The sequence below is a fragment of the Pseudomonas sp. GW821-FHT03A09 genome (assembly GCF_059421065.1).
In genome coordinates this window covers 169,375-193,102 of the sequence record NZ_JBWKUX010000007.1, presented here as the reverse complement: position 1 = coordinate 193,102, position 23,728 = coordinate 169,375, and the positions used below count along the sequence as shown (strand labels likewise).

The following is a 23,728-nucleotide window of genomic DNA, read 5'->3' as shown; positions in this document are numbered from 1 at the left end:
TGCAGCGGATACACAGGTTTGATGGGGTAATGATGCCCACCTGCCGGTTGTGCATAAGGCTTGCCGTGCACCGGCGGAGCCGAAACCTGCGCCTGTCAATCAGGCTTTCCTGAGTGGAGTGAATCAGAATATGAGTCCGCCCCGATAGGGTTCACTACATTAGCGAATCAGCCAGCCGGCCCATCATCAGCGTGGCAAAACAGCAAATGGCAACTGAGGTTGCGCGGTTGATCTTCAACGGCGTCAGCCAGGCCTTTTGAATCCCTTCGAAACGACTGCCCAGCACGATCCAGGTGCATCCCACGGGTATCACCACCAACGCCAGCGTCACCATGAACCCGGCATACCCCGTCAGCGTGGCAAACGCACCGGCCGGTGCGATAAACGACACGATCAACAGCCCTTTGGGGTTCATCACGGTTAGCCAGAAAAAATACAGGCCGGAGAAACGGTCACACGCCGGGTCGACCGCGCTGTTCTTGTGTTGCCACAACGTAAAGGAAAGTTTGAGCAAGTAGCACACTGCAGCCAACTGTGTAACTTTCACCGCCCACGGCGACCACGCTGATAGATAGAACAGCGCTACCCCCCAGACGGAAACCTGAAGCAGATACGCCAGGCACTCGATAAATGCCATGCGCCACGAAGCCGTGAACCCGAACAGCATTCCGGCACGCATCAACAAGGTGTTTGTCGGCCCCGGCACCACCAATAGCAGAACCAGCGCACCAGCAGTCCCAAACATGACGATCCTCCTTTGCCGAACATGAGCAATTGCCTTTGCACCGATAACGCACTCACGACAGGGTGAGCGACCAGGCGACGGTGACCACCATCAAAATCGCGAAGCTTACGTTAAGCCGTCGGTTCCACGTCGGGTGAATGAACAACTGGCGCATCCGACTGCCTGCAAACAGCCATAGGAAATCGAACACCACACACACCAACAGGCAGATCAGCGCCTTCGTGCCCTGCTCCCAGGCGGGCGCCGTGCCTAAGGTAAAACTGCCCAGCAACGCCGCGAACGCCGCATAGGCCTTGATATTCGCAACCCCCAGCACAAATCCGGCGCCCCAGCCCGGCGTGGTCACGGACTGTTCGTCCTTGATCGGCGGCGCAGTGCCAATGCGGTAAGCCAGCCAGAAAATATACGCAATGGAGATGATGGTCAGCGCCGTCGCCAACACGGGAAAACTGTGCAACACCACATACAGGCCCGTGGCGACCAGCGTCATGGCAATCACCAGCCCCAGCGTGATGCCGGCGAAAAAACCCGTCGACCGTTTCATCCCGTAAGCCGCCCCGCTCGCCGCCAGCGCCAACGTTGCAGGACCGGGGCTGGCAAGCAAGGCGATGGCGGCGAGGGCAAAGGTGAATGTGGCCTGATATACGGAAAGCAGGGCGTCGGGCATGTAAGCCTCCTCTACAGCAGTGTGGGCGATGACTTAACGTGGCAGTCCATTTTCGTGGCAGTAATAGACAGTCCGATGGTTTTTCATAAAGTCGATCACACCATTGGCAACCGCCATCGGGTCTTCTTTGTGCAACAGCACTTTGGCAATCTGCTCCGCGATCCACGCCATCTCCGGCTCTTTCATGCCCAGGCGGGTCACCTCGACGGTGCCCAGTCGAATGCCCATTTCTTTGTAAGGGTCCGTGTCCCAGGGCAACGGCATTTCGTTGGTGATGATGTTGGCCGCTTCCAGGCGCTGTACCGCCTCGCGCCCACAGGCACTGGGTTTTGAATCGATCACGATCTGATGGGTGCGGGTGTAACCCTGCTCCCGGTAAAAGGCCGTTACGCCCCTGAGCTCTAGCTGCGCGGCCAGCGTCTGGGCATTGCTGACGACTTGTTTCATATAGGCTTTGCCGTACTCCAGCATTTCGGTAGCCGCCACCGCGAGCGCCGCCACGCGGTTGATCTGATGGCTGCCGGTCAGGGTGGGGAAGATCGCTTCGTGTACTGGCGCGGTCAATGTTGCATCGTTCCAGGCGATCACACCGCCCTGAGGGCCACTGAAGGTCTTCCCGGAAGAACCGGTCACCAAGTCGGCCCCCTCGGCCAATGGGTCTTGAAACAACCCGGCACTGATCAATCCCATCTGATGGGCCGCGTCGAAATAAACCTTGCCACCCCAAGGCGAAACGATGCCCTTGATGTCGGCTACCGGCAGCGGAAACAGGGTCAGGGTCATGCCCAACCCGATGACGGCGGGTTTCAAAGTTCGGGCATCTTCGCTGAAACGCGTGAGGTCGATCTCCGCCGTCTTGTGCACGAAGGGAATGTCCCAGACTTTGAGCCCACGCACACCGGGAGGCCCATTGGTTCGGTTACTGGTATCACCGCCCCGAATCACCGGCACGGTCATCACATTGTCTTCAGGACGCGCCAGCGCCGTGTAAGCCGCGAGCACCGCCGCCATGCCGCCCATCAATCGATGGTCGGCATATTGGGCATGCAAGGTGAGCTTCAACAACTCAACACACAGCGACTCCAACTCATCGATATTCTTCATCCCCGAGAAAAAACGGTTGTCGCGCCCGATATGCCCGCCCGATGCACGGGTGCCGACCTCACTGGCCAACAACGCACGCACCGAGGGGCTGGTAGGAGACTCGGCGGCCACGAGATTGATGCACTGCTGCCCGCGCCATTGTTCATTACGCACGACGGCGGCCCTGACCAGGTCGGCCATGGCGGCGTGTGATTGCGCCTGTTTGAGCAAGGCACTGGCGCGCTGGAGACATTGAATGTCATGCATGATCATCCTCCCGTGGGTTCAACAACGTCCTGACTAGGTCAAGCTTTTCGCCGCCTCGACGTGCTGGTCTTCCCACCAGCGATCATTGCCGTGCAAGCCTCGGGCGAGGTCTTTTTCCGCCGCCCAGGTCATGTTGAGGATGATCCGGGTGGCGTCCTCATTCAGCGGAATGGTGCGGTGCAAGGTGGTGTCCGTGCGCAGGAAATAGATATCGCCGGTCTTGAAGCCGTAGGTCGCGATGGGGTTGCTGCACAGCAGTTCGTGGATCCTGGGGTTGGTTTTGTCCCATGAGGTGTGAGGCACGCATTGCAACATGCCGCCTTTGGCGATCGGTGGTGTTTCGATGATCCAGATCAGCGCGAAGCTGTAATCACCCCAGTGCCAGCCATGGGTGTCACCCTTGCGCTCCTGTTTGGTGATCAGAAACTCTTCGTCCTTTGACACCGATGCAACAATTCGCGCGCCGGCAATCTGCGACAAGGTGCCCAACAGTACTTCAGACTTTGAAAGTGTGCTGATCAGCGGGCTGTTTTCGGCGATGAATTCACTGCGCACCACGCTCATGTAGCGCGGTGTATTGTCAGTCGTTGCCAAGTGCAAGTCACGACGTTCAAGTTGGCGCGCTATCAGGCCATTGACTTCGCGAGTTATATATTCGCGCAAACCGTCATCAACAATACTGCGCAACTTTATAAATCCATTGCGCGAGAATTCATGACGCAGTGAAAAAATTCTTTCTTCAGGAAAGTTATTATCAAGATGCTTTTGCAAGCTTACCTCATCAAGTACGTAGCTCATTTCAATCCCTCGATTAATAGATCAAGTTGAAATTACGACACGGTACTGCGTTTGACTGCAGGCAAAACGATAGGTAGGGAAATTCGAAAAATCCATTCTTTTTTCAAGGAACTGTGGTATGTAAGATTTTCACGCTATTTCATCAATGTTCGTAAGGTCCATCTAATGAAAAGGCTTACAAAAACCGATCACAAACTTGACCCGATTGACCGTGCGCTGATCAGCGCCTTGCACCAGAACGCTCGCGCGTCGATCCGTGCGCTCGGCCGGCAGGTGGGGTTGTCTGCACCGGGCTGCAGCGAACGCTTGAAGCGTTTGGAGTTGGCGGGGGTCATCAGCGGCTTCAGTGTAGAGCTGGATGCCCAAGCGCTGGGCTTCACGCTACAGGCACTGGTGCGGGTAAAACCGCTGACCGGGAAGTTTCAGGAAGTTGAACAGTTACTTGCACAGATGGCCGAATGTGTCGTGTGCTACAAGATTACCGGCGAAGACAGTTTCGTCTGCCATCTTTACACCGACTCCGTCAGCCACCTGGATCACACACTGCAAAAAATTACACCGTTGGCCGACACCAACACATCGATTATTAAAACGGTCGACAAAAAGTTGCCTGCACTCTAAATACTTCAGTGGGAGATATTCAGGCTTTCACAGCAGTTATCGGATCTCAGGCTTTTCCCACGCCCTCTACCCTCATCTGAAAAAGCCTTCATACCCACCGTAATATTAACTATCCAACATCCTTTTTGATGCGAAACCAGGCCGCGTAAAGTGCAGGCAAAAACAATAACGTCAGCGCTGTCGCCACAATTAACCCGCCCATGATCGCCACGGCCATCGGCCCGAAGAACACACTGCGCGACAGCGGGATCATGGCCAGCACTGCCGCCAGCGCGGTCAGAACGATGGGGCGGAAGCGTCGCACGGTGGCTTCGATAATCGCCTGCCACGGTGCCAGCCCGGCTTTGATGTCTTGCTCAATCTGGTCGACGAGGATCACCGAGTTACGCATGATCATTCCCGACAGGGCGATAGTGCCCAACATCGCCACGAAGCCGAACGGCTGGCGGAACACCAACAGGAACAACGTCACGCCGATCAAGCCCAATGGCGCCGTCAGAAACACCATGGCGGTGCGTGAGAAACTGCGCAATTGCAGCATCAGCAAGGTCAGCACCACCACGATGAACAGCGGCACACCAGCCTTCACCGAGTTCTGGCCGCGGGCTGAGTCTTCTACGGTGCCACCCACTTCAAGCAGGTAGCCATCTGGCAGTTCGGCGCGTACGCCTTCGAGGGTCGGCTGGATTTGCTGGACCAGCGTCGCCGGTTGTTCCTTGCCGTAGATATCGGCGCGGATAGTCACGGTCGGCAAGCGATTACGGTGCCAGATGATGCCTTCTTCGAAGCCGTATTCGAGGGTGGCGATCTGCGACAGCGCAACGCTTTTGCCGTTGTCGGTGGGCACGGCCAGGCTTGGCAGCAACGACAATTCAGTGCGCTCATGCACAGTGCCGCGCAAGAGGATTTCGATCAACTCGTTGTCCTCGCGGTACTGGCTGACGGTGGAGCCGGTCAGTGAACTCTGCAGGAACTTCGACAGGTTAGCGGTGCTCACGCCGAGGGCGCGAGCGCGGTCCTGGTCGATATTGAGGTAGACGATCTTGCTCGGTTCTTCCCAGTCCAGGTGCACATTGACCACGTGGGTGTTTTCACGAACCTTGGCCGCCACTTTCCGCGCCAGCGCACGCACCTCTTCGATGTGCTCGCCGGTCACACGGAACTGTACCGGATAGCCCACGGGCGGGCCGTTTTCCAGGCGCGTGACCCGGGAACGCAGGTCAGGGAACTGTTCGTTGAGGGTTTCGATCAGCCAGGTGCGCAGGCTTTCGCGCTCTTCGATGGTTTTGGCCAGCACCACAAATTGCGCAAAGCTGGCGGCCGGCAGTTGCTGGTCCAAAGGCAGGTAGAAACGCGGCGAGCCGGTCCCCACATAGGCCACATAGTTGTCGATACCCGCATGGTCCTTGAGCAAGGCTTCCAGGCGTTTGACCTGGTCGGCGGTATTACTCAAGGAGGCGCCTTCGGCCAGTTTCAGGTCGACCATCAACTCCAGGCGACCCGAGGCAGGAAAGAACTGCTGCGGCACAAAGCGGAACAGCGCAACAGAACCGATAAACAGCAGCAGGGTCAGGACGATCACGGTTTTGCGTCGACGCACACACCATTCGACCAAACGTCTTACACGCTGGTAGAAGGGTGTGCCGTAGGGATCCGGACCATCGGCGCCATGTTTGGCTGCGTGAATCTTGGCCAAGTCCGGCAGGAGCTTTTCCCCCAGGTACGGCACAAACACCACGGCGGCCACCCATGAGGCCAGCAGTGCGATGGTCACCACCTGGAAGATCGAGCGGGTGTATTCGCCGGTGCTCGATTGCGCAGTCGCAATCGGCAGGAAGCCCGCTGCGGTGATCAACGTACCGGTCAGCATGGGGAACGCGGTGCTGGTCCAGGCGAAGCTCGCTGCTTTAAGCCGGTCGTAGCCTTGCTCCATCTTGATCGCCATCATTTCCACGGCGATGATCGCGTCGTCCACCAGCAAGCCCAAGGCCAGCACCAAGGCCCCCAGGGAGATCTTGTGCAGTCCGATGCCGAGGTAATACATGGTGGCAAAAGTCATCGCCAGCACCAGCGGGATCGCCAGGGCCACCACCATACCGGTGCGCACACCCAGGGAGAAAAAGCTCACCAACAATACGATGGCCAATGCCTCGGCTAGCACCTGGACGAATTCGCCGACGCTGGTTTTCACCGCTGCCGGTTGGTCCGACACCTTGCGCAGTTCCATACCTGCAGGAAGGTTCTTCTGTAGGCGAGCGAATTCACCTTCGAGGGCCTTGCCCAGTACCAGAATGTCGCCGCCGTCACGCATGGCCACGGCCAGGCCGATGGCGTCTGCCCCCATATAACGCATGCGCGGAGCAGGTGGGTCGTTGAAGCCACGGTGGATCTCGGCCACGTCGCCGATGCGGAAAGTACGATCACCGACACGAATCGGGAAGTTGCGAATCTCCTCCACGCTCTTGAAGTTACCCGACACTCGCAGTTGTACCCGCTCGGTCGGGGTTTCAAAGAAGCCCGCGGTGGAGACCGCATTCTGCTCCTGCAGGGCTTGCTGCACCGCCGCCAATGGCAAGCCGAGGGTGGCGAGCTTAAGGTTGGACAACTCGATCCAGATCTTCTCGTCCTGTAGGCCAAGTAGCTCGACCTTGCCCACATCCGGCACACGCTGCAGTTGAATCTGGATGCGGTCGGCGTAGTCCTTGAGCACGGCATAGTCGAAACCGTCGCCGGTCAGGGCGTAGATGTTGCCAAAGGTGGTACCGAATTCATCGTTGAAAAATGGCCCCTGGATATCCGGTGGCAGAGTCTGGCGAATGTCGCTGATCTTCTTGCGTACCTGATACCAGAGGTCTGGAATCTGTGCCGAGTGCATCGCGTCACGGGCCATAAAGGTGACCTGGGACTCGCCGGGACGGGAGAACGAAACAATGCGTTCGTAGTCGCCGGTCTCCATCAGTTTTTTCTCGATGCGTTCAGTCACCTGGCGCGAGACTTCCTGGGCCGTAGCGCCGGGCCAGTTGGTCTTGATCACCATGGCCTTGAAGGTGAACGGCGGGTCTTCGCTTTGCCCAAGCTTGGTGTAGGACAAGGTGCCGACCACTGCCAGCAGGATCATCAGGAACAGTACGATCTGGCGATTACGCAACGCCCATTCGGAAAGATTGAAACCCATCGGGGACTACTCCTTGGCCGCCAGATTCACAACTCGGTTGGAGCGGTCCACCGGGCGCACTTGCTGGCCCTCATGGAGGACATGCACGCCTGCCGCAATCACCCAATCGGTAGGGGCCAAGCCCTCCAATACCGGTACGGTTTTCTCGCCGAAGGCACCGATACGCACAGGGGTGCGCTTCAGAGTGTTATCGGGCTGCACACGCCAGACGTAGGACGCGCCGTTTTCTGCACTCAGGGCCGACAACGGCACCGATAGCGGAATCACACCCTCGGCCTGTATGAAAACCCGGGCGCTTTGGCCCAGCTCAGCCGGGACTTTGCCACCCGTGAAAGCCACGCGAGCGGCGAAGGTGCGCGACTTGGGGTCGGCTGCGGGAGACAGTTCACGAATGCGTCCGGTAAAGCGTTGGTCCGGCTGGCTCCACAATTCCACCGATACCGGCTGGCCGATCTTGAACCGGCCGAAGCCTTGTTCGGGCAGGCTGATCAACACTTCCCGCTCGCCGTCGGTGGCCAGGGTGAATACGGTCTGGCCAGCGGACACCACTTGACCGACTTCCACCGAACGCTTGGCGACCACACCGTCCTGTGGCGCACGTAGCACGGCATAACCGGCCTGGTTGCTGGATACGTCGAACTCAGCCTTGATTTGCTTGAGGCGCGCTTCACCTGCGCGATAGAGGTTTTCGGAATTGTCGTACTGAGAGCGGCTGACCATCTGACGGTCCATCAGGGTCTTGTAGCGATCACGCTCGGTACGCACCAGGCTCAGGTTGGCCTCGGCGGCGGCCACTTGGGCACGGGTCGCCTCCCGTTGCAGGCGCACGTCCTGGGGGTCGAGTTCGGCCAATGGCTGGTTGGCCTTGACCCGCTCACCCTCCTCCACCAGCCGCTTGCTGACTTTGCCACCGATGCGAAACGCCAGGTCCGGCTCATAGCGTGCGCGTACTTCACCAGGATAACTGTCCGTTCCCTGCGTCGAAGGTTGTGGCTGCACTACCATGGCCGGGCGGATGGTGGTTTGAGCCGCTTCTTCATGACCGCAAGCGGCCAAGAGGAAGACCAAGCTGACAGGCAACGCAAGGGGCAGGAAAGTGCTGCGCATGCTGAAGGACCTTTCGCAAATAGAGCTAGGAATAATTATACTGGCCAGTATGTTATTAATACCAAACTCACCAGTCCAGTATTAAAGGTGACAATGTCCGACAATCCAGTGAACACCAATAGCCCCGGGCGTCCCAAGGACATGGCAAAACGCCAGGCAATCCTCGAAGCAGCGAAAACCCTGTTTTTGAGCAATGGCTACGCCAGCACCAGCATGGACGCCGTGGCCCTTGAGGCCGGGGTGTCGAAATTGACCGTGTACAGCCACTTCACCGACAAAGAGACCCTGTTTACCGCCGCCGTGGTCGCCAAGTGCGAAGAACAATTGCCGGTGATGTATTTCGAACTTCCGGTCGGCATACCGGTAGAGACTGTATTGCTGAATATCGCGCGGGGGTTCCATCGCCTGATCAACAGCGCAGAGTCGGTGAACCTGCACCGGTTGATGATGACCACCGGCAATCAGGACGTGAAACTCTCACAGATCTTCTTCGAAGCCGGCCCCATGCGCATGCTCCAGGGGATGGAGCGCCTGCTGAGCAAGATCGACCAGAGCGGCGCCCTGAGCATCGACAAACCGTTTACGGCAGCCGAGCACTTCTTCTGCCTGCTCAAGGGTACGGCGAACTTCTGCTTGCTGTACGGCTGCGGCGGCCAGCTGACCGAAGAAGCCGCCGAAGCCCACGTGCAAGAGGTGGTGGGGTTGTTTATGCGCGCTTATCGGGCCTGAGGCCTTGTGTTGTCTGGGCTGGCGCTATCGCAGGCAAGCCAGCTCCCACACTTGAAAGTATTCACAAATCAAAATGTGGGAGCTGGCTTGCCTGCGATGAGGCCCTAAAGGCCACTAAAACACTCAGGGCTTGAGCGCTTTCTTCGGGTAGATGTCATACCGACTGGACTTCCCATCCAACGCATGGCTCGGCTTCGGCCCCTCAATACAGGGTGCCTTGCGTGGGCGCTTGACCACCACGCGGTGGCTGGCCAGGGCCAATGCCGCTGCGAGCAACGCCGGTGCGTCCGGATCATCGCCCACCAAGGGGCGGAACAGGCGCATTTCCTTCTTCACCAAGGCGGTTTTCTCACGATGAGGAAACATAGGGTCCAGGTAGATCACCTGGGGCGGCTCGCCTTCCCAGTTGAGCATCACGTCGATGGAGTTGCCCTTGAGCAGCTTCATGCGTGCCACGATCGGCGCCACCCCGAAATCATCCGCACCACGCGCCAAGCCGTCTTCGAGCAAGGCGCCGATCAGAGGTTGACGCTCGATCAGGCTCATCTCGCAGCCCAGGCTGGCCAGCACGAACGCGTCCTTGCCCAGGCCTGCCGTAGCGTCCAGCACCCGTGGCCGTACGCCTTGGGCAATGCCCACCGCCTTGGCGATCATCTGCCCGCTGCCACCACCGTATAAACGCCGGTGTGCCGCACCACCTTCGACAAAATCCACACGCACCGGCCCCGGTGCGTCAGGCCCAAGCTGTTGCAGTTGCAGGCCTTGCTCCCCTACTTGCAGGGAAAAGTCCGCCTCCTCCAGCTGCAAAGGCAGGCCAAGCTGCCCAGCCCACTGCTCGGCACGCGCCTGGAAACCTTCGGCCAAGGCCTCGACCCGAATGCGGCTGGCCGCTGGTTGTTCGCTCATCAATCGCTACGCTCAAAAATATTAAGGATCGGCCAACAGCGGCCGATAAAAACAACAGTCAGGTATTTTGCCAGAGCTGAGCGTCGACCGAGAAAAATGTCAGACATTCTTCCCCTAACCATCGGTGTACTGCCGACCCACAACCACTACGGCCTGCGTAATACTCAAGCGCTGGCCGGGGTGAGTCATGTGTGGCAGGACTTCTTCGCCCGTGCGTTGGCCGAACAACTCGGTGATTCGCCGGACGCGCTCGCCGCCAAGGCGCCTGCACCGCTGGACCCTGCGGTAGAACCCAGCGAAGGCGCCGACCTGCTGTCGCAGATCCTCACCCAGCGTGAGTGCGATGTGAAAGACACCGAGATCGCCCCGCCTGAACCGCTGTTCCTGCCTATCGCCGAATTCGAAACCGAGTTGCTGCCACCAGCTGCCACTCCGTTCCCGCCGGAAGAAATTGTCGCCCAACAGCGCCAGCAGAATTTCGAAAGCGGCTGGGTTCGCCCGATCGTGTTGAATGCCGGTCAACCTCTGCCCGAACCTGGTCCGGCGCCGGAACCACACCCGCTACATCTGCCGATTGCCGAGTTCGAACTGGACCTGCTGCCGCCACCTGCCACGCCGTACCCGGCCGAAGAGCTGGTGGCGCAACAGAAGGCATTGGACTTCGACTACCACTGGGCGCGCCCATTGATCCTCAACAACCTTCGACTGGCCGCCTGATTCAGCCCTTGAAAAAACCATTGGCCTGGCTGAACGGCATCTTGCGTTCGGTGAAGTCGAACGTGCCCAGCTCATACACTTCCTGCGCCGCCCGATAGAACTCGCCATACGCCGCCAGAGCCAAGGCCGAGCCAACGCTGATACGCCGCACACCCATGGCGCTCAGCTGCGCCACACTCAGCTTCAAGCCCCCGGACATCAACACATTCACCGGCTTGGGTGCGACGGCCTTGACCACCGCCAACACCTCTTCGGCACTGCGCAAAGCCGGCGCATACAACACATCGGCACCAGCTTCGGCGTAGGCCTGCAGACGGCGAATGGTGTCAGGCAGATCCAGGCGACCATGCAGGAGGTTTTCCGCACGGGCCGTCAGCGTAAAGGCAAAGGGCAAGCTGCGGGCCGCCGCGGCAGCCGCTTCCACGCGCTCAACCGACAAATCGAACGGGTAGATAGGGTCGACGGCGACGCCAGTGGCGTCCTCGATGGAGCCACCGACGATGCCTGTGGCCGCCGCCCGCAAGATAGTCTGGGCACAACCTTCCGGGGTGTCGCTGAAGCCATTTTCCAGATCGGCCGCCACCGGCAGCGAAGTCGCCCGGACGATGGTTAAGGCATTGCCGAGCGTATCTTCCAAGGAGAGCGCGCCTTCCGCATCCGGCCGCCCGAGGCTGAACGCGAACCCGGCACTGGTAGTGGCCAAGGCTTCGAAGCCAAGACTGGCTAGCATGATGGCGGAACCGGCATCCCACGGATTGGGCATCACGAACGCACGATCACGTTCATGCAGGGCCTTGAAGTGTTCGGCACGAAGGGCGTGAGCATCCATGACTGACTCCTGTCGGAAAGAGGGAGCCTTAGAGTAACCCCAGTTGCTCCGCCACGGGTTCTCGATGCAACGTCGGCAAGGGTGGCAAACCGGGCAGTCGCACCATCAGTTTGTCGTGAAAGCGCAGCGCCAACTGAGCGGCCAGGCGGTTATCGGAGGTGTGCAGGAACACATAGGGCGTGCGCCCTTCTTCGATCCAGACGGCGATCTTTTCAACCCATGGGATCAGGAACGGGTCATTGGCTTCCAGCTCTGGATGGCCGATAAACCGCACTTGTGGAAACTGAGTGAGAGCCGCCGGGCGTGGTGGCACCTTAGGCTTTTTCGATTGGGCATGCAGCACCGCATCCGAGGTAGAGGTGCAACTGAACAAGGCGCGGGGATCGAGGCAGATGCGCTCGACACCGCGGTCGCGCAACAGACGGTTGAGCATTCGTTCGGTATCGCCCTTGGCAAAGAATTCTGGATGACGTACTTCCACCGCCAGTGGACGCTCCAAACTGTCGATAAAGCCGGCCAGCTCGCCCAGGCGTTGTGGCGAAAACGTCGCGGGCAATTGCAGCCACAACGGCGAAACGCGCTCGCCCAGCGGGCTCATCAGGCCGACAAAACTTTCCGCCGCCGGCAGTTGCTCGCGCAAGTCGCCGCCGTGGCTGATGTCGCCGGGGAATTTGGCGGTGAAGCGAAAATCCGCAGGCATGATTTCAGCCCAACGCTGCACAGTGGCGGCCGAAGGTCGGGCGTAAAAGGTGGTGTTGCCTTCAACCGCGTTGAAGACCTGGGAATACAGGGAGAGGTAGTCAGCGGAACGGGCGTCGGCCGGGTACAGGTAGTCACGCCAAGCGTTTTCGCTCCAGGAGGGACAACCGATGTAGTAAGGCAAACGCATCAGATGTGGATATCGAGACCCAGCACTTCCATGTCCCATTCGACAAAGCCGGCGGTGGTCAGGTAGCTGGCCAGGGCGGTGGCGACGCTTTTGCTCATGGAGCGCGGGAAGACCATGTCTTGCTGGCGGGCAGGAAGACCGCCGATGCGCGAGCCTGCAGAACCCTGGGCGTTGGACGGCGAGTCGGACTGCGCCTCGATGAAGTCCGGCGAATCCTCGACACCATCGTCTACCGTCGCGTTCGCCTTACGCGGCTTGCGCTTGATCGGGTAGGACTGTGAGGAGAAGCCGTCTATACGCATACATGCAGACTCGGTATCAATGATGGCAATTTAGCGGCACTTTCCTTCGTGCGCAAATGCTCTGGTGATAACTAGAACACATAATTTGTAAAAGGTTTACAAACCCCATCAAATTCTGACGATTGGCGAAATTTGCTGTCGAATCCCCGCATTTTTGACGTCAAATAATCCCGCGTTCGGCCTTGGTCTGCGCGACTTTATCACGCAGGTAAACCGGTGCCGCTTGATCGGCGGGGATCGCTTCGCCCCGTTCGAATGCGAAGCGCGCCAAAGTCAGCAAGTCTTGCGCATGGGGCAACATATCCGCCGCCTGGCCAACGGTCTGCACACCGATACGCTCACCATAACCCCAGCCGGTGCCGGCACCGAACCAATCGCCCTCGGCATCACCGGGCAGTACGGACGCTTCCGGTGCCTGCACGGCCTCGACACCAACCAGGCGCATTTCCCCGGCGGTTTCACGGTAGCAACCCCAGTAGACTTCATCCATCCGCGCATCAATGGCCGCCGCGACCTGGGTGGCACCGTGTTCGCGCAACGCACGCTGGGCCAGCACCGCGAGGTTGGAGACCGGCAACACCGGACGCTCCAACGCAAATGCCAGGCCCTGCACCACACCAATGGCAATACGCACGCCGGTAAACGCGCCGGGACCACGCCCAAAAGCGATGGCATCCACGGCGGAAAGCGTGGTGCCCGCCTCTTCAAGCAGTTGCTTGATCATCGGCAACAGCTTCTGTGCATGCAGGCGCGGGATTACCTCGTAGTGGCTCGTTACCTTGCCATCGTGCAGCAAGGCAACGGAACAAGCTTCAGTCGCGGTGTCCAGGGCCAGCAGGGTGCTCATCGGTGTAGGTGTCCAAGTCGAAAAAAAGTGCGCCAGTATAAACAACAACGGCCCGCAAGCGGGCCGTTGTACGAGAAGCTGATCGTTGAATCAGCTCAGAGCCTGCAACACCTTGGCGGTGATGGCTTCTACCGAACCCACGCCAGGGATATGGCTGTACTTCGGCTTGCCTTGGGCTGCGGACAGCTTCTGGTAGAAATCCACCAGCGGCTTGGTCTGGGAATGGTAGACCGACAGGCGATGACGCACGGTTTCTTCCGTGTCGTCCTTGCGTTGCACCAGGTCTTCGCCGGTGACATCGTCCTTGCCTTCAACCTTCGGTGGGTTGTAGATGGTGTGGTACACACGGCCCGAGGCTTCGTGCACGCGACGACCCGCGATACGTTGAACGATCTCTTCGTCTTCAACGGCGATTTCAACCACGGCATCCAGCTCAACGCCGGCTTTCACCAGGGCTTCAGCCTGGGGAATGGTGCGCGGGAAGCCGTCGAACAGGAAGCCGTTCTTGCAGTCTTCCTGGCTGATGCGTTCCTTGACCAGGTTGATGATCAGGTCATCGGAGACCAGGCCGCCGCTGTCCATCACGCTCTTGGCGATCAGGCCCAGCTCGGTGCCGGCCTTGACGGCAGCACGCAACATGTCGCCAGTGGAGATTTGTGGAATGCCGAACTTTTCAGTGATGAACTTTGCCTGAGTACCTTTACCGGCCCCGGGAGCTCCCAGCAGAATGACGCGCATTGATGTGCTCCTCAATTTTTTATATAGAGATGACGCTCGGATTCACCGCGTGGGGGCAAATCTCGTAGAAATAGGATTCGGACCGCCCAAACGGCCAAAGGCTGATCAAGATACACAGCAGGCCTTAACCACACAAGCCGCCAAAAGTCGCAGCAACCCGCGCCCGGCATGCGTCATAGGCCCGGTAAGCCTGAGTGCTACCCGCCCCCATAAACGCCAGCCGCCCTTTTCAGCGCGGCCCGCCATGTTTATTCGCAAGCCTTTGAGAACACGCGAAAAACCTCAGCCGGTGTTGCGCAAACCCGCGGCAATACCGGCCACGGACACCAGCAGCGCCTGTTCCAGAGGGCTGTCTTGCGCAGCTTCCTGTTGACGGGAACGTGCCAGCAACTCGGCCTGCAACAGGTGCAGAGGGTCAAGGTAGGTGTTGCGCAGACGGATGAACTCCAAGGTATCCGGACTATGGGCCAGCAGTTGCGACTGGCCGGTCAGGCCAAGCACCACATTGCACGCCTGCGACAATAGGTCGCGTAAGTGCACACCCAATGGCAGCAGGTCAGGCTGCACCAAACGCTCGTCATAGAGACGGGCAATGTCGGCATCGGCCTTGGCCAGCACCATTTCCAGCATGTCGATACGCGTGCGGAAGAACGGCCACTGCTCGCGCATCTGCCCCAGCAACTCACCTTCACCGCGTTCCAGCGCCTTGCTCAATGCCGCTTCCCAGCCGAGCCAGGCCGGTAGCATCAAGCGGGTTTGGGTCCAGCCGAAGATCCATGGAATAGCGCGCAGGCTTTCAATGCCGCCCGCACGTCGCTTGGCCGGACGACTGCCCAGCGGCAGGCGCCCCAACTCCTGCTCCGGGGTGGACTGTCGGAAATACTCAACAAATTGCGGATTTTCCCTCACTACGGCGCGGTAAGCACTGACACCGTCTGCCGCCAATTCATCCATCAAATGACGCCAGGCAGGCTCAGGTGGTGGCGGCGGTAACAGCGTGGCTTCCAGCACCGCCGCCAGGTAGAGGTTGAGGTTTTGCTCGGCAATGTCCGGCAAGCCGAACTTGAAGCGAATCATCTCCCCTTGTTCGGTCGTGCGGAAGCGCCCCGCCACCGAGCCTGGCGGCTGCGACAGAATCGCCTCGTGAGCCGGGCCGCCGCCCCGGCCAACGGTGCCGCCACGACCGTGGAACAACAGCAACTCCACCTGCTGCGCACGGCAGATCTCCACCAGACGTTCCTGCGCTCGGTACTGCGCCCAAGCGGCTGCCGTGGTGCCCGCATCCTTGGCCGAATCCGAATAGCCAATCATCACTTCCTGCGGGCCTTGCAGACGCGCCCTGTACCCCGGCAGCAGCAACAGTTTCTCCATCACAGGCCCGGCGTTATCCAGGTCGGCCAGGGTTTCAAACAGGGGCACCACACGCATCGGGCGTTGTACGCCCGACTCTTTGAGCAGCAATTGCACCGCCAGTACATCCGACGCGGCACCCGCCATGGAGATGACGTAGGAGCCCAGCGATGCGGCAGGTGCGGCAGCGATTTCCTTGCAGGTATTCAACACTTCAGCGGTATCCGCCGACGGTTTGAAGTAACCCGGCAGCAGCGGTCGACGATTGGCCAGTTCCTTCATCAGGAAGGCGATGCGCACCTCTTCGTCCCAGTCCTCGTAACGGCCAAGGCCCAGGTAATCGGTGATTTCAGTCATGGCCGCCGAATGGCGACTGGAGTCCTGGCGTACATCGAGGCGCACCAGGAACAAGCCGAATGTCACCGCACGACGCAGGCAGTCGAGCAGCGGCCCGTCGGCGATCACGCCCATGCCGCACTCATGCAGCGACTGGTAGCACAACTCCAGCGGCTCCAGCAGATCACGATTGTTTTGCAGCACCTCGGCGCTGGACGGGGTGGCCGCGCTCAACGAGGTGTGCGCCCACTGGCGCGTGGCACGCAGGCGTTCACGCAATTGCTTGAGCAAGGCGCGATAGGGTTCGACACTGTCCCCAACCTTGGCTTGCAACGCCGGGCTGGCGTGCTGCATCGACAGCTCCGAGGCCAGGTGATCGACGTCACGCAAATACAGATCCGCCGCCATCCAACGTGCCAGCAGCAACACTTCACGGGTGACCGGCGCAGTGACATTGGGGTTACCGTCACGGTCCCCGCCCATCCACGAGGCAAACCGAATCGGCGCCGCCTCCAAGGGAAGATGCAAACCGGTGGCGGCGAATAGCGCCTTATCGGCCTTGCGCAGGTAATTGGGAATGGCTTGCCACAACGAATGCTCGATCACAGCGAAGCCCCATTTGGCTTCATCCACCGGGGTCGGCCGCACACGACGGATCTCCTCGGTGTGCCAGGCTTCGGCGATCAGCCGTTGCAGGCGCTCGCGGATCTGCTCGCGCTCGGCGCTGGTGAGGTCACGGTGATCCTGCAGCGCCAACTGCGCGGCGATCGCATCGTATTTCTGGATCAGGGTACGGCGCGCCACTTCGGTCGGGTGGGCCGTGAGCACCAATTCGATCTCCAACCGCGCCAACTGGCGGGCCAGGGACTCGTCGCTGTGGCCTTCGCGTTGCAGGCGAGCCAGCAACTCCGGCAGCACGCGGGATTCGAACGGCGCCGGCTGCGACTCATCGCGACGATGAATCAGTTGGTACTGCTCGGCGATGTTGGCCAGGTTGAGGAACTGGTTGAAGGCGCGTGCCACGGGCAACAGTTCGTCTTCCTGCAACTGGTTAAGGCTGGCGCTCAATTCATCGCCAGCCCCTCGTCGATCCGCCTTGGCGCCTTTACGGATCTGCTCGATCTTGTCGAGAAAACCATCACCGTATTGCTCTCGAATGGTGTTGCCCAACAGCTCACCCAGCAGGTGAACATCCTCACGCAAGCGTGCATCGATATCACTCATCAGCCAATCTCCAGCCAGAAATCCGGGACGCGCAGGGGTTCCAGAGTGCCGCCGGCATCCGTTTCTGACAAGACTTTAAACCTTGTGAGTTGCAGCTAGTCTCAACTATGAGTCGCGACGTTACCCACGCCAGCGGCTGGTCACTCATCAGCGCCTGCCACCCGCAGGCTTAATTGAGGTTGCCATGAAAATTCGAGAACTGGCCCAGCAGTGGGAAGAGACCGCCAAGGGTCGTCTGACCAAAACCGAGTACGCGATCCATTTGGATGTGGAGTCCGCCGCAAGACTGGCTGCCATCGCCGAGATGTACCCTAAACGCCACCCCGAAGAACTGCTCGGAGAATTGATAGGGGCCGCCCTGGAAGAACTGGAAGCCAGCTTTCCGTACATCAAGGGCAAACACGTGATTGCCACCGATGAAGAGGGCGACCCGTTGTATGAAGACGTCGGCCCTACACCGCGCTTTCTCACATTATCGCGGCGCTATCTGCACGATCTATCAGCCAGTGCCGACGAACAGAAGCACTGACAAACATTCATAAACCCCATTAAAACCCAGGTATTCCGGGCCTTTCAGAGGCCCGGCGTACCGCTGTGCGAGGCGAAAGTTCCGTCTTTTAAACATTGACCAATCAGTCGAATATTTTTTTAGGCAAATCGCCATCTTCTCTGAACTTTTAAAAAAAGCCTTCGGTCACAACCAGTAAGCCATCACTTGGAACGGCCGTTTGAAAGGGCATTTCGTGCTTTACCGCCGGGGCCCTGGCGCTGACCAACGAAGTGGATTTTGAAGTTTTTCAGGAGTTATCCAATGGAGTTGAAGACGATGAAGACCAGCACTGCCAAATCCTCGTTTAACCACCTGCGCGGGCTCAAATTGGCCGCTCTGGCAATCGGCACCAGCTTCGTCCTGGCGGGCTGCGCAGGCAACCCTCCGACCGAGCAATACGCGGTGACTCAATCGGCGGTCAATAGCGCAGTCAGTGCCGGCGGCACCGAATTCGCAGCGGTGGAAATGAAGTCGGCCCAAGACAAGCTCAAAGCAGCCGAAATCGCTATGCACGACAAGGACTACGGCAAAGCTCGTCAGTTGGCCGAACAAGCTGAGTGGGACGCTCGCGTTGCAGAGCGTAAGGCTCAGGCAGCCAAAGCCCAACAGGCCGTGAAGGATTCCCAGAAAGCTGTCCAGGAGCTGCGTCAGGAAGGTATGCGCCCGGCTGTTATCAAGCAGCAATAAGCCGCCGCCCCTGATTGCATTGCACCCGATATCGAATTGAAAGGACGACACGATTATGCGTAAACAATTGATGATCCCTGCCCTGTTGGCAATGAGCGTTGCTCTGGCGGCCTGCTCCACCCCGCCGAACCAGAACCTGGAAAACGCCCGGACCAACTTCTCGGCCCTGCAAGCCAACCCGCAATCCACCAAGGTCGCGGCGCTGGAAACCAAAGACGCCAGCGAATGGCTGGACAAGGCAGAGAAAGCCTACCGTGACAAGGAAGACGAGAAGAAAGTCGACCAGTTGGCCTACCTGACCAACCAGCGCGTGGAAGTGGCTAAAGACACCATCGTGCTGCGTGAATCCGAAGCCAAGCTGAAAAACGCGGGTGACGAACGTGCCAAAGCCCTGTTGGAGGCCCGTGATGCGCAGATCAAGCAACTGCAAGACAGCCTGAACGCCAAGCAGACCGACCGTGGCACCCTGGTGACTTTCGGTGACGTGCTCTTCGCCACCAACAAGTCCGACCTGAAATCCAGCGGTCTGGTAAACATCACCAAGCTGGCGCAGTTCCTGCGCAATAACCCGGACCGTAAAGTGATCGTCGAAGGCTACACCGACAGCACCGGTTCCGATTCGTACAACCAGAGCCTGTCTGAGCGTCGCGCCGCTTCGGTACAACGTGCACTGGCTCAACAAGGCGTGGATATCTCGCGCATCGTGACCCAGGGTTACGGCAAGGAATACCCGGTTGCCGACAATGGCAGCGTGTCTGGCCGTGCCATGAACCGTCGCGTTGAGGTGACTATTTCCAACGACAACCAGCCGGTCAAGCCACGGTCTTCCATTGCTAACTGATTGATTGGCGCTGGATAAGAAAACCCACCTCACGGTGGGTTTTTTTTCGGTTCGTCAAACTGGACAGTACGGTGCGTATCTTCCTCCGGCATCTTTATCTTCGAGCCAAAGTCATTATCCGCAAGCGTGGGAGCATGTTGCTGGTCTTCTTTCTCCTGAGCGTATCTGCGCTCCAGCGCCTCATGCGCCCTGGCCATGTCCAGCATGTTGCGTATCGCAGCAATAGTTATCGCCACTTTCTCGGCCCCGATCTGTATAAGTCACACCGCTTTCTGTGGCTTCGGACGCACGATGGTTCCAACCGTTCACATCACTGAGGTGAGGGAAATTGAATCTGTCCACCACCACTGCCAGACCCAGCCCCCTGTCCACCGCCTCCTGCACCTGGGTTCTGCTGGGGACCCTGGCCGGCAAGTTGTCTCAGAAGTGCTTCCAGTTCCTCCTCTTCAGAACTTTTCCCTGCACCTTGGGAGCCCCCGCCCCCCTGGGAGCCGCCTGCGCCCTGGCCTTTTTGCTGCGCAATCTTGGCCATTAACTCTTCGATACGCTTCATGTGGTCGTTCGAACCACCGGACTGCTGTCCAGCTCCCACGCCCCCAAAACCACTCTGAGGAGATCCAACTTTATTAACCATATGTGACTCCAAATTAAGTGACAGAACGAACTGAACCAGCACTACCGTTCAGTTGTGGTAACTCACTCAAAGTGGTTCCAGCTTTTCCGACACACTCAATCCTACTGTTCCAGTTGCGGTGTCTCCTGCCCCATGCAACGCACCGCCTGCTTCTTGTTGTTCACCAACACGCCGCTGAGTCCCTTCTGCTCGGTGTCGAACATCACCAGCACGCCATCGACGCACTGCGCCACTTGTGCCGCCGGGGTCAGTGAGATCTTGTAATCCTCGCCGGGCACGGTCTTGAGCATGGTGAAATCGCTGAGCAGCAGCGCATCCTCCGGCTTGGCGAAATGCAGATAACCGTAGAACCACAGGCACCCGACGGTACCGATGATGGTGCCGATGCCGGTGAGGATCAGCGGGATCATGTTGCGTTCTTCACTCATTGCGGGCTCTCTGATGAATCAACTTTAGGAATCGGATAATTCGGAATCTCGCCCAAGCGGCGCAGGCCGTTGAAGTGTTGCGGGTCATCCAGGTAACGCAGCATCACGGTTTGCCAGGTCTTGTCGGCAAAGGTCTGCACATGCTCGCCACGGGTCAGTTGCAACACACGCGGCGGCGGTGCGGCCTGATACAGGCGGATACCGTTGACCAACGGCACAATCGGATCATCCAGACTATGGAACAACAGCTTGGGCACACCGGTCAGCGCTGGCATCGCGTTGATCGCGCTGTCCGCATCGGGCACCAGCCAAGACAGCGGCACCTGGAACGGCCATGTTAACCAAGAGGTGCTCAAGGCGAATTGCCCTACGTCACGATAACTGGCGGGCACGCCATCCAGCACCAGGGCCTTGAGCCGGGGCTGGCGCTCCGGGTGTTCGGCCAGGTAATGCACCGCCAGCGCACCGCCCAGGCTTTGCCCGAGAACCACCACAGGTTGGCCTTGGGTTTCGGGTGCTTGGTCGAGCCAATTGAAGGCCGCATCGAGATCCTGGTAGATCGCTGGCAATGACGGCTTGCCTTCCGATAACCCGTAGCCGCGGTAGTCCAGCAGTAACACTTGATAGCCCTGCTCCGGCAACCACCAACTGCCGCCGAGGTGCCAGGCCAGGTTGCCGCCATTACCGTGCAGGTGCAGCACCGTGCCCTTGAGCAGCACGCCGGGCTTGGCCGGCAACCACCAGGCGTGCAGCTTTACACCGTCGGCGGTGGTGAGGGTGACGTCACGGTATTGCAGGTGCGCTTTGTCCGGCGTGAACGGCAGGCCGGGCTCGGGGTAAAACAACAGCGAGCTGCAGCCGTTCAATGCAAGCAGCAGGCATAGAATGCCGAGGATTCTCATCCGTTGAAGCCTCGTGATTTAGCGAAAATTTCCAGACTCGTCGAGATCCAAATGTGTGTGGGCTTTTGTGGGAGCTGGCTTGCCTGCGATGGCATCACCGCGGTGTGACTAACACACCGAGGTGCCTGCATCGCGGGCAAGCCCGGCTCCCACAAAAGCCAGCTCCCACATTTTTGATCCGGTTTCGTCAGTCACATCCTTTACAGGATATTCGAGTAATCCGCCTCGATCCGGTCCAGGCTCAGGTGGTTGAGGAAGTTGGAGAAGCACATCCACGCCGCCAGCGCATTCATGTCGCGAAATTGCTCGGGCAGGTATTTGGGCGGCACCACCAGGCCTTCGTCGACCAGTTGGCGCAAGGTGCGCATGTCCTCCAGGGTGGTCTTCCCGCAGAACAGCAGCGGCACTTGTTCCAGCTTGCCCTTGCGTACGGCGAGCTGGATGTAGTTGTAGACCATGATGAAACCCTTGAGGTAGGACAGATCCTTGGTAAACGGCAGACCGGTCGGCACCGAGCCCCGGAATACCCGGCTGGCATTGCCGTAGCTTTCTGCCATCTCAAAGCCCTGCTCACGGAAGAACTCGAACACCTGCAAAAAGTCGGCGCCCTCCTCCACCATATGGATGGCACGAGTACGGTTGGTCAGTTTACGCAGGCGGCTCGGGTAGGAGGCGAACGTAATGATCTCCATCAGAATCGCCAGACCTTCCTGGGTCACGGTGGACGACGGTGGCCCCTTGGAGAGGAAGGTGCAGATCGGCTGGTTCAAGCCGTTGAGGGTCGTGCCAACGTGCACCAGGCCTTCATGCACTTCCAGGGCACGCACGTCACGCTCGTTGAACATCGCATCGGCGCGGATCTTGATGTAGTCCGCGCCCGCCGCTGCGTCGGCAACGATACCGTCGGACTCGAACACACGGATGGTTTCTTCGGCCTCGCCAAACACCTTGTTCAGGCGGGTTTGCAGCAAGGCGACGGCATCCTTGGCCGTCAGGGTCTTGGCTTCGTCCTTCAGGTCACCACGGCCATCGATATTGTTCAGATAGTCGGAGAGCATCAAGCCAAGGTCTGCCAGCGTCGGGTCACCCGCGTGGAAAGCATCGGAGGCAGCGCCGTACAGTTCCTGGGAGATCAGGCCGAAGTCCTCGGTGCCACGGGCTTCGAGCATGCGCACCACCATGCGGTATTCGCGACACATGCGACGCATGATCTGCCCCACCGGGCTGAACTGGCCGAGGCGACGGGTGATGTCGCGCTCGATGTTCTGGAACTCCAGCTTCACCGCACTGGAATCGAACGACAGCGGCCGGTTGAGGTAGTAATCGCGATCCACCGCGGGCATGGCCTTGCCCTTGGCCTTGAGGAACCCCTGGCGAATGCTCTCGTCCCATTTCACGGCGTCAAGGACGCGAATCGGTGTTTGCGCCAGCACAATGCGATCAGACAAGGTGCGTATCGTCTGCTGGTAATCGTCCACCTGGTGCTTCCTCTTTAAACGTTGTCGGCCCGCGCGCGACAAGCGCAGGTTGAGCCTCACCTGTAGCAGCGTAGTGTCAGACCGAGGCCAACACCAAATGCATGTAACGCTTGAGGATCTCAAGCATCTCCTCACCGGTCAGCGGCGCTGGGCCGCCAAGCAGGCCCTGATACTCCATCCGACCGATAATCGCCGTCAACACTTTGGCATCCTGTTGTGGCTCGCGGGAGCCCAATACCTGGAAAAACTGCCCAGTGCCCTGCAACAAAATCTGCTGGTGGGAACGCACCAGTTCGGCCAGACGCGGATTGAGCAAGGCTTCCTGACGAAACGCCTGCTCGGCCATCAGGTACTCGCGGCGGTTGGTCAGTTGACGCATGACGTAATCGGCGGTCAACCGCGCTATGTCGTCGGCCAGTTGCGAACGGGACTCGGGGCTGCCATCGCCATAAGCGACCATCTCGCGCAGCAGCCCCTCGTTGCGCACCCAGAGCTTACCCATGAACGCAGCGCTGCGTTCGACGTATTGGGCAAAGGTATCGGTGAGCAGGTCGTCGATATCCTTGAAGTAATAAGTGGTGGCCGACAACGGCACGCCTGCCTCCGCCGCCACCGCACGATGGCGCACAGCCCGCACGCCGTCGCGCACGACGATGCGCATGGCCGCATCGAGAATGTCTTGCCGGCGTTGCTCGCTGCCCCGGCGACTGGCCTTGCGGCCCTGGTACTGGACACTTTCAGCCACGGCAGCAGCAATGCCGGCGGCGCCTTCTTGAGCCATTACGCGGTTCACCACACACATCCTTGAATAGATCAAAACCTGGCGCTGTTCGCTTGACGCTTGTATACGCCCCATAAAAAAGCCGCCTTATAAAAGG

At 59.2% G+C, this 23,728-nt stretch carries 24 protein-coding genes; 6 read left to right on the top strand and 18 right to left on the bottom strand.

What is annotated here, in order from left to right; translation table 11 throughout:
* Positions 1–154 precede the first annotated feature (154 nt).
* Genes AC07V4_RS15265 through AC07V4_RS15250 form a run of 4 tightly spaced genes read right to left on the bottom strand, consistent with a single transcriptional unit; the run spans position 155 to position 3,560 of the window.
* Positions 155–745 (bottom strand): LysE family translocator, encoded by a 591-nt coding sequence (locus AC07V4_RS15265; protein ID WP_492637056.1) that lies wholly within the window; start codon positions 743–745, stop codon positions 155–157.
* A gap of 52 nt (positions 746–797) precedes the next feature.
* Positions 798–1,412: a LysE family translocator gene (locus tag AC07V4_RS15260; RefSeq protein WP_492637057.1), complete on the bottom strand. Its 615-nt coding sequence runs from the start codon at positions 1,410–1,412 to the stop codon at positions 798–800.
* A 33-nt stretch (positions 1,413–1,445) separates the two neighbouring features.
* Positions 1,446–2,762, bottom strand: a complete 1,317-nt coding sequence (gene glyA / locus AC07V4_RS15255) for a serine hydroxymethyltransferase (protein WP_492637058.1) — start codon at positions 2,760–2,762, stop codon at positions 1,446–1,448.
* Between the two features lie 33 nt (positions 2,763–2,795).
* Entirely contained in the window at positions 2,796–3,560 is a 765-nt protein-coding gene (locus tag AC07V4_RS15250) for a HalD/BesD family halogenase (protein ID WP_492637059.1), read from the bottom strand.
* A 51-nt stretch (positions 3,561–3,611) separates the two neighbouring features.
* On the opposite strand from AC07V4_RS15250, the gene AC07V4_RS15245 reads away from it, so the two are divergent.
* A complete protein-coding gene (locus AC07V4_RS15245) occupies positions 3,612–4,181 on the top strand; it encodes an Lrp/AsnC family transcriptional regulator (RefSeq protein ID WP_492637060.1) in 570 nt (189 codons plus the stop codon).
* Positions 4,182–4,290: 109 nt separating this feature from the next.
* Here AC07V4_RS15245 and AC07V4_RS15240 read toward each other — a convergent pair whose 3' ends face one another.
* Both AC07V4_RS15240 and AC07V4_RS15235 read right to left on the bottom strand, forming a co-directional pair.
* Positions 4,291–7,356, bottom strand: a complete 3,066-nt coding sequence (locus tag AC07V4_RS15240) for an efflux RND transporter permease subunit (RefSeq protein ID WP_492637061.1) — start codon at positions 7,354–7,356, stop codon at positions 4,291–4,293.
* A gap of 6 nt (positions 7,357–7,362) precedes the next feature.
* Positions 7,363–8,463 (bottom strand): efflux RND transporter periplasmic adaptor subunit, encoded by a 1,101-nt coding sequence (locus AC07V4_RS15235; RefSeq protein WP_492637062.1) that lies wholly within the window; start codon positions 8,461–8,463, stop codon positions 7,363–7,365.
* A 93-nt stretch (positions 8,464–8,556) separates the two neighbouring features.
* On the opposite strand from AC07V4_RS15235, the gene AC07V4_RS15230 reads away from it, so the two are divergent.
* A complete protein-coding gene (locus tag AC07V4_RS15230; protein ID WP_492637063.1) occupies positions 8,557–9,192 on the top strand; it encodes a TetR/AcrR family transcriptional regulator in 636 nt (211 codons plus the stop codon).
* Between the two features lie 123 nt (positions 9,193–9,315).
* Here AC07V4_RS15230 and AC07V4_RS15225 read toward each other — a convergent pair whose 3' ends face one another.
* On the bottom strand, positions 9,316–10,098 hold the full coding sequence (locus tag AC07V4_RS15225; protein WP_492637064.1) for a class I SAM-dependent methyltransferase: 783 nt from the start codon (positions 10,096–10,098) through the stop codon (positions 9,316–9,318).
* A 96-nt stretch (positions 10,099–10,194) separates the two neighbouring features.
* Here AC07V4_RS15225 and AC07V4_RS15220 point away from each other — a divergent pair, with 96 nt between their 5' ends.
* Positions 10,195–10,815 carry an energy transducer TonB gene (locus tag AC07V4_RS15220; RefSeq protein ID WP_431753409.1) on the top strand — a complete coding sequence of 207 codons (621 nt, stop codon included), beginning with the start codon at positions 10,195–10,197 and terminating at the stop codon, positions 10,813–10,815.
* Between the two features lies 1 nt (position 10,816).
* On the opposite strand, the gene AC07V4_RS15215 is transcribed toward AC07V4_RS15220, so the two are convergent.
* The 6 genes from AC07V4_RS15215 to ppc form a co-directional block, all read right to left on the bottom strand.
* Positions 10,817–11,644 carry an isocitrate lyase/PEP mutase family protein gene (locus AC07V4_RS15215; RefSeq protein ID WP_492637065.1) on the bottom strand — a complete coding sequence of 276 codons (828 nt, stop codon included), beginning with the start codon at positions 11,642–11,644 and terminating at the stop codon, positions 10,817–10,819.
* 28 nt (positions 11,645–11,672) lie between these two features.
* Positions 11,673–12,533: a DUF72 domain-containing protein gene (locus AC07V4_RS15210; RefSeq protein WP_492637066.1), complete on the bottom strand. Its 861-nt coding sequence runs from the start codon at positions 12,531–12,533 to the stop codon at positions 11,673–11,675.
* Positions 12,533–12,835, bottom strand: a complete 303-nt coding sequence (locus tag AC07V4_RS15205; protein ID WP_492637067.1) for a hypothetical protein — start codon at positions 12,833–12,835, stop codon at positions 12,533–12,535. The genes AC07V4_RS15210 and AC07V4_RS15205 overlap by 1 nt, the downstream gene beginning before the upstream one ends.
* 160 nt (positions 12,836–12,995) lie before the next feature.
* Entirely contained in the window at positions 12,996–13,682 is a 687-nt protein-coding gene (tsaB, locus tag AC07V4_RS15200; protein ID WP_431753405.1) for a tRNA (adenosine(37)-N6)-threonylcarbamoyltransferase complex dimerization subunit type 1 TsaB, read from the bottom strand.
* 90 nt (positions 13,683–13,772) lie between these two features.
* The gene (gene adk, locus AC07V4_RS15195) at positions 13,773–14,420 is read right to left on the bottom strand and encodes an adenylate kinase (RefSeq protein WP_492637068.1); all 648 of its coding nucleotides are present in this window, start codon (positions 14,418–14,420) and stop codon (positions 13,773–13,775) included.
* A 282-nt stretch (positions 14,421–14,702) separates the two neighbouring features.
* Complete coding sequence (gene ppc / locus AC07V4_RS15190; protein WP_492637069.1) at positions 14,703–17,330, bottom strand: phosphoenolpyruvate carboxylase; 2,628 nt, start codon at positions 17,328–17,330, stop codon at positions 14,703–14,705.
* A gap of 184 nt (positions 17,331–17,514) precedes the next feature.
* Here ppc and AC07V4_RS15185 point away from each other — a divergent pair, with 184 nt between their 5' ends.
* The 3 genes from AC07V4_RS15185 (at position 17,515) to lptF (ending at position 19,408) form a co-directional block, all read left to right on the top strand.
* Positions 17,515–17,859: a pilin assembly protein gene (locus AC07V4_RS15185; protein ID WP_492637070.1), complete on the top strand. Its 345-nt coding sequence runs from the start codon at positions 17,515–17,517 to the stop codon at positions 17,857–17,859.
* 282 nt (positions 17,860–18,141) lie between these two features.
* Complete coding sequence (locus AC07V4_RS15180) at positions 18,142–18,567, top strand: DUF4398 domain-containing protein (protein WP_492637071.1); 426 nt, start codon at positions 18,142–18,144, stop codon at positions 18,565–18,567.
* 55 nt (positions 18,568–18,622) lie between these two features.
* Complete coding sequence (lptF, locus tag AC07V4_RS15175) at positions 18,623–19,408, top strand: lipotoxin F family OmpA-related lipoprotein LptF (protein ID WP_492637072.1); 786 nt, start codon at positions 18,623–18,625, stop codon at positions 19,406–19,408.
* A 29-nt stretch (positions 19,409–19,437) separates the two neighbouring features.
* Here the strand turns inward: lptF and AC07V4_RS15170 are convergent, their stop codons facing one another.
* The 5 genes from AC07V4_RS15170 to AC07V4_RS15150 form a co-directional block, all read right to left on the bottom strand.
* The gene (locus tag AC07V4_RS15170) at positions 19,438–19,614 is read right to left on the bottom strand and encodes a hypothetical protein (protein WP_492637073.1); all 177 of its coding nucleotides are present in this window, start codon (positions 19,612–19,614) and stop codon (positions 19,438–19,440) included.
* 529 nt (positions 19,615–20,143) lie between these two features.
* The gene (locus tag AC07V4_RS15165; protein WP_048720026.1) at positions 20,144–20,470 is read right to left on the bottom strand and encodes a PA3694 family proteiin; all 327 of its coding nucleotides are present in this window, start codon (positions 20,468–20,470) and stop codon (positions 20,144–20,146) included.
* A complete protein-coding gene (locus tag AC07V4_RS15160) occupies positions 20,467–21,372 on the bottom strand; it encodes an alpha/beta hydrolase (RefSeq protein WP_492637074.1) in 906 nt (301 codons plus the stop codon). The genes AC07V4_RS15165 and AC07V4_RS15160 overlap by 4 nt, the downstream gene beginning before the upstream one ends.
* 200 nt (positions 21,373–21,572) lie before the next feature.
* Positions 21,573–22,850, bottom strand: coding sequence for a flavohemoglobin expression-modulating QEGLA motif protein (locus tag AC07V4_RS15155; RefSeq protein WP_431753390.1), 1,278 nt, complete (start codon positions 22,848–22,850; stop codon positions 21,573–21,575).
* Between the two features lie 76 nt (positions 22,851–22,926).
* On the bottom strand, positions 22,927–23,643 hold the full coding sequence (locus AC07V4_RS15150; RefSeq protein WP_431753389.1) for a TetR/AcrR family transcriptional regulator: 717 nt from the start codon (positions 23,641–23,643) through the stop codon (positions 22,927–22,929).
* Positions 23,644–23,728: the final 85 nt, after the last annotated feature.

Excerpts from the sequence above, each read along its gene's own strand:
- AC07V4_RS15260 (WP_492637057.1), bottom strand. The coding sequence starts at position 1,412 with ATGCCCGACGCCCTGCTTTCCGTATATCAGGCCACATTCACCTTTGCC.
- AC07V4_RS15265 (WP_492637056.1), bottom strand. The coding sequence starts at position 745 with ATGTTTGGGACTGCTGGTGCGCTGGTTCTGCTATTGGTGGTGCCGGGG.
- AC07V4_RS15170 (WP_492637073.1), bottom strand. The coding sequence starts at position 19,614 with ATGCTGGACATGGCCAGGGCGCATGAGGCGCTGGAGCGCAGATACGCT.
- AC07V4_RS15250 (WP_492637059.1), bottom strand. The coding sequence starts at position 3,560 with ATGAGCTACGTACTTGATGAGGTAAGCTTGCAAAAGCATCTTGATAAT.
- AC07V4_RS15185 (WP_492637070.1), top strand. The coding sequence starts at position 17,515 with ATGAAAATTCGAGAACTGGCCCAGCAGTGGGAAGAGACCGCCAAGGGT.
- AC07V4_RS15210 (WP_492637066.1), bottom strand. The coding sequence starts at position 12,533 with ATGCGTTTGCCTTACTACATCGGTTGTCCCTCCTGGAGCGAAAACGCT.
- AC07V4_RS15225 (WP_492637064.1), bottom strand. The coding sequence starts at position 10,098 with ATGAGCGAACAACCAGCGGCCAGCCGCATTCGGGTCGAGGCCTTGGCC.
- AC07V4_RS15240 (WP_492637061.1), bottom strand. The coding sequence starts at position 7,356 with ATGGGTTTCAATCTTTCCGAATGGGCGTTGCGTAATCGCCAGATCGTA.
- AC07V4_RS15180 (WP_492637071.1), top strand. The coding sequence starts at position 18,142 with ATGGAGTTGAAGACGATGAAGACCAGCACTGCCAAATCCTCGTTTAAC.
- glyA (WP_492637058.1), bottom strand. The coding sequence starts at position 2,762 with ATGCATGACATTCAATGTCTCCAGCGCGCCAGTGCCTTGCTCAAACAG.
- AC07V4_RS15160 (WP_492637074.1), bottom strand. The coding sequence starts at position 21,372 with ATGAGAATCCTCGGCATTCTATGCCTGCTGCTTGCATTGAACGGCTGC.
- AC07V4_RS15230 (WP_492637063.1), top strand. The coding sequence starts at position 8,557 with ATGTCCGACAATCCAGTGAACACCAATAGCCCCGGGCGTCCCAAGGAC.
- lptF (WP_492637072.1), top strand. The coding sequence starts at position 18,623 with ATGCGTAAACAATTGATGATCCCTGCCCTGTTGGCAATGAGCGTTGCT.
- tsaB (WP_431753405.1), bottom strand. The coding sequence starts at position 13,682 with ATGAGCACCCTGCTGGCCCTGGACACCGCGACTGAAGCTTGTTCCGTT.
- AC07V4_RS15220 (WP_431753409.1), top strand. The coding sequence starts at position 10,195 with ATGTCAGACATTCTTCCCCTAACCATCGGTGTACTGCCGACCCACAAC.
- ppc (WP_492637069.1), bottom strand. The coding sequence starts at position 17,330 with ATGAGTGATATCGATGCACGCTTGCGTGAGGATGTTCACCTGCTGGGT.
- adk (WP_492637068.1), bottom strand. The coding sequence starts at position 14,420 with ATGCGCGTCATTCTGCTGGGAGCTCCCGGGGCCGGTAAAGGTACTCAG.
- AC07V4_RS15215 (WP_492637065.1), bottom strand. The coding sequence starts at position 11,644 with ATGGATGCTCACGCCCTTCGTGCCGAACACTTCAAGGCCCTGCATGAA.
- AC07V4_RS15235 (WP_492637062.1), bottom strand. The coding sequence starts at position 8,463 with ATGCGCAGCACTTTCCTGCCCCTTGCGTTGCCTGTCAGCTTGGTCTTC.
- AC07V4_RS15165 (WP_048720026.1), bottom strand. The coding sequence starts at position 20,470 with ATGAGTGAAGAACGCAACATGATCCCGCTGATCCTCACCGGCATCGGC.
- AC07V4_RS15205 (WP_492637067.1), bottom strand. The coding sequence starts at position 12,835 with ATGCGTATAGACGGCTTCTCCTCACAGTCCTACCCGATCAAGCGCAAG.